We start from the raw sequence: 14,117 nt of genomic DNA, 5'->3' as shown, positions 1-14,117 counted from the left end.
CCGCTATTTGCGAAAAATCTCTTCTATCCCCTGGAGGCATTGCTGTTGCTGTTCGAGCATTTTGGAAATTTCTACAATTTCTTTTTTACGCAAAGTATTGATTGTATTGTGCAGCAGTTCAATTTTATCGTGCAGCAGTTCAATTTCTAATTCTGCCTTGACATTTATTTGATAGTCGTGTTCGGCACTTTGGCGGTCAACTAGGGACTGGCGATTTTGACTCATCATAATGATGGGTGCAGTGTAAGCAGCCTGAAACGACAGCATCAAATTCAACAGGATAAAAGGGTAAGGGTCCCAGTGTTTTATCCACACAATAACGTTCAGGATAATCCACATTACTAGAAGGCTGCTCTGAATAATGATAAATCTCCAGGAACCGACAGTAGCCGCAACTTTGTCCGCAATGCGATCCCCGGATGACATCCGCTTAGGAGGCGGGTTTCGCGCTGGTTTTTTTTGCCGCAACTCTTGCAGCATTTCATATTCTTCAGGCAGTAGGGTCGCTTGCACTGTTGGGGACGGTTTTTGAGTCATAAACATCTAAAAATGTCGAAGTCTCTTTAAGTTTACATCTTGCTTCGAGGGAAATACCCTTACCCACGTTTCCCTCGCTTATAAATGTAGAATTAGGCTCGCAGTACAAGTCCCTAGCGAGGAGGAATAAAACACATTTTACCATATTTTTAAGTCGGTTGAAACTGACATTTTGCACCATTTTCAATAAGCTTTTTATGGGCGGGTTCTCTGATCCACCCCACAAAAAATTCACTCTGTGTGGAACAGGCTGGACGGTCTGTTCCACACAGAGTGGTGCAAGATGTGAGTTGAAACCAACTTAAACAATAAGCCAGGGACTTTAGTCCCTGGCTTAACTTAACCCACGATATTAACAATTCTACTGCTGCTTCTGGGCCGCTGGAAAAGCACCCGCTTTCACCGCCACAGTAACAGGTTGTCCCCCGCGACTCACTTCAAGCTGCAGATCGCTGCCCACTGTACTTTTCTCGACAATTTGCTGTACGCTGCCAGCATCGCTAACTTCTGCACCGTTGATTTTCTTGATCACATCGGCAACGCGAACTCCAGCTTGTGCCGCCGGAGAATCTTTGGCAATCCCCAAAACTAACACGCCTTTATCTTCAGTCAGCCTCAATTTGGGGTTGGGATTTTTATTGAATTCTGCCTTGACTTCGGGAGTAATGCTCAACATCCGAACGCCGAGATAAGGATGTTCGGCTTTTCCGGTTGTTACTAATTGGTCGGCAATTTGTTGTGCTCGATCGATCGGAATAGCAAAACCCAATCCTTGAGCGCCTTGAATAATAGCTGTATTCATGCCGATAACTTGACCGCGCTGGTTCAGCAGCGGACCACCGGAATTGCCGGGATTGATCGCAGCGTCGGTTTGAATAAAGCTGACGCGCTTGTCAGGAACACCGACATCGGCGCTAGAACGGCCTGTAGCGCTAATAATGCCCACAGTCACAGTATTGTCCAAACCGAGGGGATTACCGATCGCGATCGCCCATTCTCCCGGCTCTAATTCTTCAGATTTGCCCAAACTCACCACAGGCAAATTGGTAGCTTCAATTTTAACAACAGCCACATCAGTAACTGTATCCACGCCTAAAACTTTGCCCACAAATTCGCGGCCATCCTTCAGTTTTACCGTCACCGTATCCGCGCCATCAACAACGTGAGCGTTAGTCAAAATGCGGCCGTCGGAACCAAAAACAAAACCCGAACCGGAACCCCGTTCTACCCGCTCTCCCGGTTGAATGGGAGATTCCGAACCGAAGAAGCGGCGGAATTGCTCGGGGATTTCATCTGGAGCTTGGTTCTTCACCGTGCGAGAAGAATTGATCCGCACCACTGCCGGGCCGACTGCCTGCACAACTTTAGTAACAAAATTAGAGTCTTGAGAGGGCAGTATATTTGCAGGCAATGCTGAGATTGGCGCTGTACTTGAAGGTTCAGCTTGAATGGCGTTAGAACTTCCAGGAACTTTAGAAGTTAGGGCGTTGCACCCAACAGTTGCGGTGGAGCCGAGCAAAACAAGGGACAAAAAAGCCAGTTTTTTCGGCAACGAAAAACGGCGATAACCCACAGTTGTAGCAGGCATATTTTTGGTTGACATAGTATTGATTTCGGGGGAGTTAGAGCGATAGTTATAATTAGGGTTTTGCATTTTTAGCACTTACTGGAATTAAGTTAGAACTACAGGCTCTTTAATTTTAATTGAAGCATTTGTGATATCTGCTTGACTGGTGGGGTTTACCCTACCTGGTGGGGGAGAAACCCGACACTCGCAGGTCTAGTGTGGATTCGAGCTTTTGAGTGCGAGCGAACTGGGTCTGCACTGGCGAATTGCTGTCTGAGTGGGATAATACAAACTACGCTAGCCAGCTCGCATATTCCGTATTTTCCGCAAACTTTTCACAGGATTGATATCCGAAGTCAACAACAATCCTGCACTCAAAAAAACCAGGTTTCTACGCAAAATCTTCGTTGTGAGCGATCGACGTTAACCTAGAAACGAGGTTTTTGATCCCGCCTGCATCCAGGAAGGATAGCAGCTAAAGCACCGGAAAGGCTCACCCTAAAGCAGGAAGTAAAAAACCTCTAAAGCCTCAACCTAAAGTACCCACTAAACCTAAGTCAAAATAGCCTGCCAAAACTCTCTCCAACTCTAAAATTTGAACGTAAGGAGGAATTTTATTGCTCCATAGTTTCAATGGAACTAACCGAATCGATTTCCCTCGACTTGTTCCTCGAAATTTCCAAAACATCAACAGTATTCTTAATAAAACCTGCCATCGGCACAGCAACTATCAAACCTGCTACGCCCGCCACCTTAACCCCCACCAATAGCGAGACTAAAATCCACACGGGATTGAGACCAATAAAACCGCCTAATAACCGAGGAGCAACCCCGCTTTCAATTACTTGCTCAATGACTGTAGCGACAGCTAAAACTGTGACGCCGAGCCAAAAGTTGTTTAATGTGATCAGCAAACTGACAATGCAAATACTGAAAGGTGCCCCGAAGGGAATGATGGTCATTACACCCACGCCTAAACCAAACAGCAGTCCGAAGGGAACTCGCAAAATTAAAAAAGCAACAGTCATCGACAGTCCCATCAAACCCGCCAAAGTTGCTTGCCCGACGAAGTAGTTGTGGAAGCTTCGGGCCAGTAACTCTCGCAATTTAAAGCTCAGCTTGGATGGAAACCATTTAAACAAGCCTTCCCACAGGCGATCGCCGTGCAAGAGCAAGTAGAATGTCAGAACTATTGTCAGCAGGAAATTCAACAGACTGTCTGCCGCACCCAAGCCAAATTTGAGGATTTCGCCGGTGAGAGACTGCAATTGAGCTGAAAGTCTCTCGCTCAATTGGATAGTCAAACCCCTGACATCAATGCGGAGATTGCGATTTTCCGCCCATTTGTGAAATGCTTCAATCTGTTCTGTCCCGGAAACTATCCAAGTTGGGAGTCGGGTGGCGAGTTCAGTAATTTGGTTTAGCAGAATCGGGGCCAGAGTGACACCTAAAACCACCAATACCAGTAAAGTCAAAAACAATACCGACAAAACTGCTCGATCGCGCTTCAGGCCGTATTTCCGCAGAAATCGCACTGGATAATCTAGCAAAAAAGAGAACACTGTAGCGATGATCAAAACTGTAATCAGAGCGCGAAAATATTCAAAGACTAGGAGGGCTAACCAGCAGTTGAGTACCGCTAGGGGAAATACCAGTCCGTAAGTCCACCAATGCGACAGTTGAGTGAAACGTCTCATCTAAGTTAACCGAGTTAAATTTTGAGATGCAAGATGTGAGATTGACGTTGCTATTCGCCATTCTCCCTTAAACATTTTATGCTGCATTTAATTTATATCAGCCTGCTAAAAACTCCCAGTTGCTCGACCAGCAGCAGAAATAAGGCTGCGGGCAGGCACTGCCTGCCACAACCATGTTATATCGTTTCCGCTGGTATGGATAGATTACCTGCGGAAATAATTTTTTTTCTGTTGGCGCGGCAGCGGTTTGCAGCTCAGGATTCAACCTTTTTCCCCGTGCCGTTCAAGAGCTAATTGAATTAAACGGTCTACTAATTCAGGGAAAGAAATGCCGTCTGCTGCCCACATTTGCGGATACATACTGGTAGCTGTAAAGCCGGGAAAAGTGTTGATTTCGTTAATCAAAACTTCTCCGGTTGATTCAATGTAGAAAAAGTCTACTCGCGCTAAACCTGCCGCGTCTATAGCCAAAAATGCTTGTACTGCCATTTCTTGGATTTTCGAGACGATCGCACCGCTGACTTTTGCCGGGATTGAGCAGTCGGCTTGTCCCTGGGTGTATTTAGTTTCGTAGTCGTAAAAATCGCTTTGAAAAGTAATTTCTCCCACCGTTGAAGCTTGGGGGTTGTCGTTGCCCAAAACTGCACATTCTAATTCTCTAGCAACCACACCGGCTTCGACAATTATCCGCCTGTCGTAGCTGGCTGCGCTATCGAGAGCTGCTTCTAATTCAGCGCGCGATCGAGCTTTAGAAATTCCCACAGACGATCCCAAATTAGCGGGTTTTACAAAGCAAGGATAGCCCAACTCAGCTTCAATTTTGTCGCACAGTTTGGGGAAAACGCAAGGATTAGACCAGATTTCAGAACGGTTGACAGCGATGTATTTTACCTGCGGCAAGCCAGCGTGAGCAAAAGCCATTTTCATGGCAATTTTATCCATTCCCAGCGCCGAACCTAAAACCCCGGAACCGACAAAAGGAATTTGCATTAATTTGAGCAACCCTTGCACCGTACCGTCTTCGCCATTTGGCCCGTGCAAAACTGGGAACCAAACATCTACGGCCTTAAAATTAGGAAACTGTCCCGCGGGAGAGTCGTTTTGTCCTGGTTCTTGCTCTATTTCGAGAGGTTTTCCGGTGGCTAAGACTTGTTGAGGTAATGTTCCCGACAGCCAGCAGCCGTTTTTTTGGATGTAAAAGGGCAGAACTTCGTATTTAGAGGCATTTTCGTCAGCAGCGAGGGCACGGGCGATCGCCCGCGCCGAACTAATTGAGACTTCGTGTTCCCCCGATCGCCCCCCGAACAATAGCCCGATCCGCATCTTTGTCATTTTTCAATACTCCCGGTACTTTTTGACAAATATACACGCAGTTAGCGCAGCTATCACAGGAAGTATGCGACAGAAACTGACAATTAAGCATAAGCTGTTGCGAATTTAAATTGTATATTGCGGGCTGCCTCGAAGAAACTGCCCAGTCATAGTTTAATTATTTCTTGACATACAATTTAAATCCCCCAACAGCTTACAGCATTTCTCCCGTCAAACTAAAAGCGCGAATATCTGTAATTTTAACCCGCACAATTTTACCCGCCAATTCAGCAATATCGCCCTTAAAAAATGTAAGACGATTGCCGCGAGTGCGTCCCATCACCTGAGTTGAATCTTTAAGATTCTGCACTTCCACCAAAACCTCTTCAGTGCGTCCGAAATAGCGCTGCGATCGTTCCATCGCCGTTGTTGTGACTACATGATTGATTCGTTGCAGGCGATCGGCTTTCACCTCCTCACTCAACTGATTTTCCCACAAAGCGGCCGGCGTCCCAGGGCGAGGGGAATAAGCCGCAGTATTCACCAAATCGAAACCAACATCTTCGATTAACTTCAGAGTCTTCTCAAACTGTGCTTCTGTCTCCCCAGGAAAACCGACAATCGCATCCGCAGTAATCGAAGCATCCGGCATATAACGGCGAATTGTATCCATAATGCGGCGATATTTTTCCTGAGTATAACCCCGCGACATTGCTTTCAAAATATCATTATCTCCCGACTGAAAAGGAATGTGAAAATGTTCGCAAACTTGCGGCAATTCCGCACAAGCCTTAATCAATCTTTCCGTAAAATAGCGCGGGTGGCTAGTAGCAAATCTGAGGCGATCGACACCAGGCACATCCTGCACAAAATAAAGCAAATCCGTCAAAGTATGCTGGTTGCTGCCGTCCGGTTTTGTTCCCGGTAAATCGCGTCCGTAAGCATCAATATTTTGTCCCAACAAAGTTACTTCCTTATAACCTTGGCGGCCCAAATCCTCCATTTCCGCGCGAATAGCCTCCGGCATTCGCGACTGTTCAACGCCACGAACATTCGGCACAACACAATAAGTGCAGCGTTCATTGCAGCCGTAAATTACATTCACCCAAGCAGTCACCTTGCTGTCGCGGCGCGGCTTAGTAATATCCTCCATAATCTCAACAGCTTCAGTCGCCACCACTTGATTGCCCTCAAAAACTTGTTCCAGCAAATCTTCAAGTCGGTTAGCGTGTTGCGGCCCCATTACTAAGTCTAATTCCGGCACTCTCCTCAGCAGCGCTTCACCTTCCTGCTGCGCCACGCATCCAGCTACAATTAAAGTTAAACCCGGTTCTTGGCGCTTGCGATGAGCTTGCCTTCCGAGGTTAGAATAAACTCTTTGTTCGGCATTGTCCCGAATCGTGCAAGTATTGTAGAGAATCAAGCTAGCTTCGTTCGGGTCTTCCGAGAACTCAAAGCCCATATTTTCCAGAATGCCGGCCATCCGTTCCGAGTCGGCTTTATTCATCTGGCATCCGAAAGTAGTGATGTGATAGCGGCGGGGTTTAACGGTCATGGCGAATTGCAGGCAAATAAAAAATATAGGTTTTCAACCTTAACACTTTATTATAACACTTCTGTGTTACACGCCATACGTCTGGGAATTGGGAATTTTAATAATTATAGGGTGTGCAATGCGCTCCTTATCGCTACAAATAGTTTTAGATACCGACAAAATCTGCGAAGTCGGGTATCTGGCTATTCTGTTTTTTTAGTGATATAAAAACTGTAAAATTGTTTTGGCAATACCTTGTGCCGCCAAATAAGGAACCCCATTGCCAACAGTTTTAAACATATTAGTCAACGTCATCTTTGCTGGCAGTGCAAAATCTTTTGGCAATGACTGAACAGCCAAGGCTTCTGCAACAGAAAGCCTGCGAAGTTTATAAGGATGCAAGTGAACTTCGTTATTGCCGTAACAAGCTGTCGGCGAATAACGCCAGCGGTGCAAGCGCTTGTAAGATTTTTTTGAATCATCTCCTTCATCAACCGAAGCAAACCGCTTAATGCCCGCTTTGGGTTGAAAATAATGTTTGGCATTGGGATGATTTACCACATCATTTTTTTGGAACCAAAACTGTACTGTTAACTCTTGGGGAATGCCATCTGGACAAGGCAAGAAACCATCACCTGCAAAAGCAGTTCTATCAGGCCAAGGATGAGAAAAAATTTCTGACTTGGGATATAATATCTGATTTTGCCAAGAAAAGAAACTTTCGGATAACATTGGGCTTTTTTCATCTAGGGAAATGCCCAGATTTTTGACAAGGTTTTTTCTAAAGCCAATCAGAATAATTCTATCTCTATCTTGCGGGACACCGTACTCTATCGCATTAATTAAACGCTCGGCAAAAACGTATCCCGAATCAGCCAACTGATGTTTTAGTTCGTCATAAAAAGCTTTATGTTTTTTAGTTCTCCACAAACCTTTGACATTTTCAAATAAAAAGAAATCTGGCTGCTGCTGACAAATCAATTCAATGTATGAAGCTGAAAGTTGACCTTTATCTCCTTCCCCACCTCGGTTTTTGCCACCAATAGAAAAGTCAGGACAAGGTGGCCCAGCGATAAATCCCACAATATCGTGATGCTTGCGGGCATCCTGCATCAATTCCCGCAGGCGAAAAGCTGGTTCTCCCCCTACAAGTCGAGTTACATCTGCTTCCTCTCCTTCGCAATATCCATATTTTCGTAGCGGCAAATTCAGGCATTGCCGAGAATAGCGGTATGCTTGCATGAAAGGTGGGAAAATTTCATTGACATACGCTACATTAAAGCCACTTAATTCAAAACCCAAATCGAGGAAGCCTGAACCTGAAAAAAATGAGAAAATACAAGGATCACGGTGCATTGAAGGATGCCAGCAATTTTGAGTTGAGCTTACTATAAATTATGTTGGATGCCCAGGGAGCGGTACACTTGACTATAAATTCTATTGGGAATTGGGAATTGGGAATTGGTAGAATAGCCGGGGCGGGTTTATTAGATTATTGGTTTGAGGCGATTATGGTGGGGAAAAACCGCCGCTACAGGTATTATTACAACCACTGGCCACCTCGGAAACGCCAGTGGGGAAACAAAATCCGCATTAGTGTTTGGGATGCCAGATAAATAGCCAGCCACACTAAACTATAATGCAATGCGAAAGCTCCCAAGTCAAAATCTTGTGCAGGTATCCCCGGCAAACCGATAACTTTGATTAAAAATAACACAAAAAGTGCTTCCCAAATTCCAGCGAGTAATTGAAATGCGCCGGGCCAATCTCGATCCCAGCGAAACTGCTGGATGTATATATATAAGGCATCCCAGCCGAGGCCAAAAATCGCTATATACCCTAAGATCCAGAAAAAAATTGAGCCGGATTGAGAGGTAATTAAACCCAGAAAAAAGGGCAGCGTTACTAAAACGCCTACGGTTGCAAATAACAGTGACCGAGTTTGCCAACGGCCGAATAAGGTGGGAGTCATGCGATTTTAGATTTTAGATTTTAGATTGAATGGGAAGGTTGTTCGATTTTAGATTTTAGATTTAACTGATTGAAGGCGAAGTTCGTTTCAATCAGTTAAATCTGACATTTTTTACCCTTTTCAAGAACAGGCAAGATGCCTGTTCCACAAAGAGTGAGTTTTATTGTGAGGTGGGCATCCTGCCCGCCCGTAAAAAACCTATTGAAATAGTTCAAGATATCCGTTAAATCCATTAAATCTTGTACATTGCTTGTTGCCGAACTTCCTCCTTCAAATTAGCCGGGAGATTTATTGAAAATCCACTTCAACCATTGCACAAACGATCGCCAAACGCTCAATTTCCGCACACCCGGAGCTCGGTTGGCGGCCAGACTTTCAACCGAACGCAAGGCCGCGTATTGCAAGCCCAAAAAACTGTCTACCGGCGCGTAAGGCCCTCCCAAAGTAATCGCGCCTGCTGCGTATACCCCGCCTTCTCCGTTGCTACCAGAAGAATTCCGCAATTCGGGCACTTCAAAATCGTTGTTAACACTCAGCCGGCCCAAACCGTTGAGGGGAAGATTATATTGAGCTACCAAATCGTTTAACAGGGGACTGGTTTTTACCTTAGCGTCCAAACCCGTAGCATCAATAATAAAATCAGCTTCTAACTTAATTTGCCCCTTGAGTTCCTTCTCCTGAATGTACGTCACCGTGCGGTTTTGACTGTCGCGCTCGACTCGCTCGACTTCCCCGAAGGTAATTTGATACCATCCTTGACTTAAACCTTCTTTCACAATCCGCCGCCAGTCGCTGCGCTGGGCTGTGGTAGTGCCGCCCCAGTCGGTGAGCAACTGCGGCCGCAATTCAGGGGCGGCTTTTTCCAAAAGTACGCGGAGTTCCCCGCCCCAGCAAGCTTTGGGCCAGTTGAAAGGTTGAAATTCGTAGTGATTTTCCACGCTGCGCTGAGCGAGGTTAAATTTGTTACCTTGAGGTTTGGGCGATCGCATCAAATGCAATACTTGAATGTTGCGGTTCCGCTGTCGCGCTTCGTAAATTCGCTGCACCACGCGGGAAGCCACAATTCCCCGACCTCTAATTAACACGCTGCCGCCGCTGGCCTCCAATTTTTCGTAAACGCCGTCGTGCTTTTCATAAGCGTTGACAACCGAGTCAAAATCTTGGGTTTTTTCGCGATAAGCTTGCAAGTCGGGCAGAAATTGAATGGCGGGATAGCCGGTGGCTAAGTGTACGTATTTGGCGATTAAAAAAGCGTGGTCGCGGTGATCCGCATTTGATCGAGAATAAGCGATCGCGTACCTGCCGTCATCTGTTTTGCGAATTCCCCGCACTCTACCGTAGCGAAACATCTGATTCCACCCAATTCGATCGACTTCCCTGTCAATAGAATCAAACACATTCCCCGCGCGAGGGGTATAAGTTTCGGCAAAAGTCGGTTCAGCAAACACCTGCCACATCAACTTCAACGACATCCCCAAACGCCCTTTGAGCAATTCCTGCCAAGCTTCCCGCAAAGCATAGGGAGGCCAGCCCCAAATGTTGTCTGGACAAGAGTCAGAATTCGATCGTAGGCGTTCCCGCAGCGGAATTTGGGAATTAAGGCACAAACGCAGATAGCGAGCGTAAGGCTGGTTTTCCATGCCCAAAACCGCAATTCGATCGGTTTTCACGCCGCAAATTCTCAGCAAATCCACCCAAATAAAGCTGCCCAAACCACCGCCAACAGCAGCCCAATCAACTTCGGTCACAGGGAGTCCTATAGATTCGAGCGATCGCATTGACACTTGAGAAGCGTGCAAAAATGCGATCGGCGGAAATTCTCCCCTACTACTTGTTTGAGGAAGCTGCAACATTATTTGCTGGCCCAGTGCGGGGTCTGGCCCATTCGTCTGCGGGTTAAAGAAAATGTGAGAATTGACCGACGGCGTTTCTGGGGAATTAACAGCAAAAGAAATGCCGATCGCGTAGGGCCCAACTTGCAGCATATCCCCGTTTGCCAGCGCGCACCGGGTTTGGCTAACGCCGTTAACAAAAGTACCGTTGCGACTACCCGTGTCAGTGAGTAAAATACTGTTACCTTCGGTGCCAATCACTGCGTGAAAGCGAGAAACTTGACTGCTGCTGAGCGCAATTCGAGAAACTCGTTTCCCATTGATAGTGGCCGGCATAGCTTCAAAAATTCGTCCCAAAGCGATGGGTAAGTCGAGTATCGGGGATCGACAATCCCCCGTAGCTGTATCTGTCCAAGTCAGTCGCAGGCGCAAGGGTGGAGAATTCATGATTATTTTTTAAACATCAGCCGTCGGCTTTGAGCTTTCTGCAAAAAAGATTTTTGAATTTGAGAGTGTTTAGCGGATAGCCCTATTTTCCCTTTTTCAAACACTTTCACGGAGACAGCATCACACTCGCCGCCGCAGCCAAAGAAGTACCGCACCACGGACACCCCGCATTCAACTGTGCGTAAGGCGAAATTCGGCTGCACTTGGGACACTCCAAACCGTAGCTTGAAGGCCTCGTCGGCGGGGAAGAACTTTGAACCGGAGGCCCGGACAGCAAAACAGTCAGCGGCGTGGCTACCTCTACCTCCATCACCTTCAGCACCTCAATTTCCACTTGACCTAAATGGAGGTGGCTGTCGGATCTCAATGTTGCTTCGCCTTGGGTGAGAATTTTTCCGTCTACCAGTGGCGGATTGCTTTCGCGCAAATTCCGCACTGCATACTCCTGCAATTCTTGATTAAAAAATATTTCAACGTGCAGACCCGATACGCTGGGATGCGAAAATACTATATCGCACTTCGCCGGATCGCGCCCGAGCCTCACGGTTCCCGGATTTTTGCTCGGCTGTCCGTTTTGAATTGTCTGAGTTTGACGCACCCCAGCTTCTGTCCATGCTAAAGTGAGCTGGTTTGTCATGATTTTATAGTTAGCTCAAAAATATAATAAAAAAATATTAGCTGATTTATTTGCAGGACGGAGTTCCTCACCAAAAAACTTAATTAGAATTATTGACGCAGACTCGATCGAACTTCTAATATCGTTTCCGGTTGCATCGGAATAATAAAATCGAGTCAACAGTTAACACTCATACCAATTTAATGCGAAGTTGCACATATCTCGATCCCCCTAAATCCCCCTTAAGAAGGGGGACTTTGATCGGAATCTTGTCCCCCCCCTTATTAAGGAGGGCTAGGGGGAATCGGATTCTATGCAGCCTCATAAAAAATTGGTATCAACTATTCAGTTTTTCGACCCGCCCGTCAACAGTCAACAGTCAACAGTCAACACTCATGAGGAGTGCAACCGGAATTGATATAAAAATATTATGTGCAGCTAAACAAAAAAGCCCTGAGTTCGGGGCTTTTAGTGCTCGTATTGGCTTTTTTTGAGATACTGACTCGCGCTTGCCAGCTTTTCTGTCCCGCAAAATTATTGACCGCAGTGCAGCTTGGTTAAAAAATTGCCGTTCAAGATTGGCCAGCTATTATTAAAAACTCATTCCTGTGGGGTTTTCACATTTGCGAAGCTTTGGTGCGCTAGGGACGAATTTTGGAGGTTGGACGATCGAACTACCTCGGTAACTTCCATCGCCCTACCTCCTCAAACGTTCACTGTCCTAGTGCTATCTCTCACGCTGCAACTGTGCAATCTTTCATTACAAGGCCAGGCTTGAGAGACTTAAGCTTCGCTCTTGCGGCTTTTCCGACCGCCTTCGCGACCAATTTGAGCCATGTGTTCGCGATTTCTGCTGACAGCTTCACCGCCTTTTTGGCCAGCTTGTCTGGCTTCTTCAGGGGTGAATTCGTGTGCAGTGCCTTTCTCGTGTGCAGCTTTTCCGCCTTTGCTAGCAATTGCGCGCTGTTTTTCTGCATCCATAGAAGCGAATCCGCGTTTGCTTTTCTCAGCCATGACTGTCTCCTTGTTTGTTTCTGATTTTTTAGCTCGATCGCGCCTTCGCCTCCCACTGTCGTGGTTACTCCCAGTCAGTGGTGAGATATCCGACGGTAAAATATGAAACCTCATCACACGAATCTAAGCTTTTGGTTTAACTCGCAGGATGACTCTTTCATAATTTACAAATGTGAACTAAAAATAGTTCACGCCCGGGCACTATAGTTAGAGCCGCCAATGTTTTAAGATTGTTACTGTCTTTCAATCATTCTATAAACCGCCCCAACTTTTATACCTCTTTCTCAGGTATAGTAATTCTTTAGTTCGCTGGAAGGATGGAACCGAAAGCTGATCGGCGGTAGACTCAGAGGATTTTTTGACTGGGGTGGCGCCACCTCAAAAAATTAAAAGTCCAAAGACGGATGCTTTTTTGGTCTTTTTACTTTTTTTTTGATGCCTTCCGCGCTTGCCAGTTATCCCGATGTTAGTTGGTCGGCCGATCGAGTTGTTTCTGGTAAGCGATATTTTGGGGCGCAGCGCAGGACGTAGGCGATCGCGCTTATCAAGTTTACCTTATGACCGATCGAAACATAAATCGGCTTTACCCCTGTTTGCGTCCTCAGCGCTGCCCCTACGGTTGATCCCTCCAGCAGCAAGGGTTGCCAACTGCCTCGGTCGATCCCGACTTCTGAATGTTCTCCAATAAATCGATTTTTGGCAACTCCGATCGTGGGAATCCCTGTCAAAACCCCCAAATGGCACGCAAGACCGAATCTGCGGGGATGCGCTAGTCCTTGACCGTCGCACAATATCAAGTCTGGTATCAAACTTATATTTTCCAAAGCTTCGAGAACTGCCGGCACTTCTCTAAAAGACAGGAAACCCGGAATATAAGGAAAAGTTGTAGGACTACGAACTACAGCTTGCTGCTGCAACTGCAAGTGGGGAAAGCTCAGAACTGTTACAGCGGCCCGCGATACGTCGTTTGCACTGTCGTAGCCGACATCTACGCCTGCGACGAACCGAACTGTCTCCAGTTGATTTTCGGTAATAACCTCTGACCGAAGCTGTTCTTGAATGACGATCGCCTCTTCAACTGTCTGCGGCCAAGGGTGTCGCTGTAACATTTTGATTTTTCTTCAACCGTTCTCATCTAAGCTTAACTTATTTTCCGGCTTTTTTAAACTCAGATTTTTATCGTTTGTAACTATAAATTCCTAACTTGCCCAAGGAGTCTTTTTTTCTACTCAGGAGGGTTGAGGAAGGGGGGGCGATGCCAATTCTACAAATAGAGTCTGTAGGTGGGAGTGAAATTCTATCTTTCGCTTGTGCTTGCACCAACCCCCAAAGGTTTTACCGGCACGCACCTCGAATTTTCTACTCAAAATTTACAAAAAATACCTCTTTGATGCGGATTTTTTAGCTTTAGAGAAAGCTTTCTCTTTCCGATCGCCATTTTATTTCTTGTCGGAGAGCGTTCGAGCTATTTATTTACTTCTTTTTTATCTAAAATACTCCTCATTGTCAAGATAATCGAAACATTTATTCATCAATAATTTCAGCTAGGTACAAATGCCATTGTTCATACCAGAGCCTCAATGTAACGGC

The 14,117-nt window shown here is 46.2% G+C and carries 11 protein-coding genes; all 11 read right to left on the bottom strand.

Annotation, left to right across the window (positions count from 1 at the left end; genetic code table 11):
- Window positions 1–3: 3 nt before the first annotated feature.
- A complete protein-coding gene (locus QT994_RS14980; RefSeq protein WP_333050828.1) occupies window positions 4–537 on the bottom strand; it encodes a DUF1003 domain-containing protein in 534 nt (177 codons plus the stop codon).
- A 361-nt stretch (window positions 538–898) separates the two neighbouring features.
- Entirely contained in the window at window positions 899–2,140 is a 1,242-nt protein-coding gene (locus tag QT994_RS14975) for an HhoA/HhoB/HtrA family serine endopeptidase (RefSeq protein ID WP_333175791.1), read from the bottom strand.
- A 578-nt stretch (window positions 2,141–2,718) separates the two neighbouring features.
- Window positions 2,719–3,801, bottom strand: coding sequence for an AI-2E family transporter (locus QT994_RS14970; RefSeq protein ID WP_333048477.1), 1,083 nt, complete (start codon window positions 3,799–3,801; stop codon window positions 2,719–2,721).
- Between the two features lie 261 nt (window positions 3,802–4,062).
- Window positions 4,063–5,133: a D-alanine--D-alanine ligase family protein gene (locus QT994_RS14965; RefSeq protein ID WP_333175790.1), complete on the bottom strand. Its 1,071-nt coding sequence runs from the start codon at window positions 5,131–5,133 to the stop codon at window positions 4,063–4,065.
- Between the two features lie 193 nt (window positions 5,134–5,326).
- Window positions 5,327–6,667 (bottom strand): tRNA (N6-isopentenyl adenosine(37)-C2)-methylthiotransferase MiaB, encoded by a 1,341-nt coding sequence (gene miaB, locus QT994_RS14960; protein ID WP_333175788.1) that lies wholly within the window; start codon window positions 6,665–6,667, stop codon window positions 5,327–5,329.
- A gap of 195 nt (window positions 6,668–6,862) precedes the next feature.
- The gene (locus tag QT994_RS14955; RefSeq protein WP_333175786.1) at window positions 6,863–8,002 is read right to left on the bottom strand and encodes a DNA cytosine methyltransferase; all 1,140 of its coding nucleotides are present in this window, start codon (window positions 8,000–8,002) and stop codon (window positions 6,863–6,865) included.
- A 187-nt stretch (window positions 8,003–8,189) separates the two neighbouring features.
- Window positions 8,190–8,618 (bottom strand): hypothetical protein, encoded by a 429-nt coding sequence (locus tag QT994_RS14950; protein WP_333175784.1) that lies wholly within the window; start codon window positions 8,616–8,618, stop codon window positions 8,190–8,192.
- Window positions 8,619–8,893: 275 nt separating this feature from the next.
- The gene (locus QT994_RS14945; protein WP_333175782.1) at window positions 8,894–10,897 is read right to left on the bottom strand and encodes an FHA domain-containing protein; all 2,004 of its coding nucleotides are present in this window, start codon (window positions 10,895–10,897) and stop codon (window positions 8,894–8,896) included.
- 106 nt (window positions 10,898–11,003) lie between these two features.
- On the bottom strand, window positions 11,004–11,534 hold the full coding sequence (locus QT994_RS14940; protein WP_333175780.1) for an FHA domain-containing protein: 531 nt from the start codon (window positions 11,532–11,534) through the stop codon (window positions 11,004–11,006).
- 762 nt (window positions 11,535–12,296) lie between these two features.
- Window positions 12,297–12,527: a KGG domain-containing protein gene (locus QT994_RS14935; RefSeq protein WP_006631632.1), complete on the bottom strand. Its 231-nt coding sequence runs from the start codon at window positions 12,525–12,527 to the stop codon at window positions 12,297–12,299.
- A gap of 455 nt (window positions 12,528–12,982) precedes the next feature.
- Window positions 12,983–13,636 carry a deoxyribonuclease V gene (nfi, locus tag QT994_RS14930; protein WP_333175778.1) on the bottom strand — a complete coding sequence of 218 codons (654 nt, stop codon included), beginning with the start codon at window positions 13,634–13,636 and terminating at the stop codon, window positions 12,983–12,985.
- Window positions 13,637–14,117 lie beyond the last annotated feature (481 nt).

The organism is Microcoleus sp. S13_B4 (assembly GCF_036700885.1).
In the GTDB taxonomy this organism is placed as follows: Bacteria; Cyanobacteriota; Cyanobacteriia; order Cyanobacteriales; family Microcoleaceae; genus Microcoleus.
The sequence above is the reverse complement of the archived record's forward strand: the minus strand, read 5'-3'. Positions and strand labels throughout refer to the sequence as shown.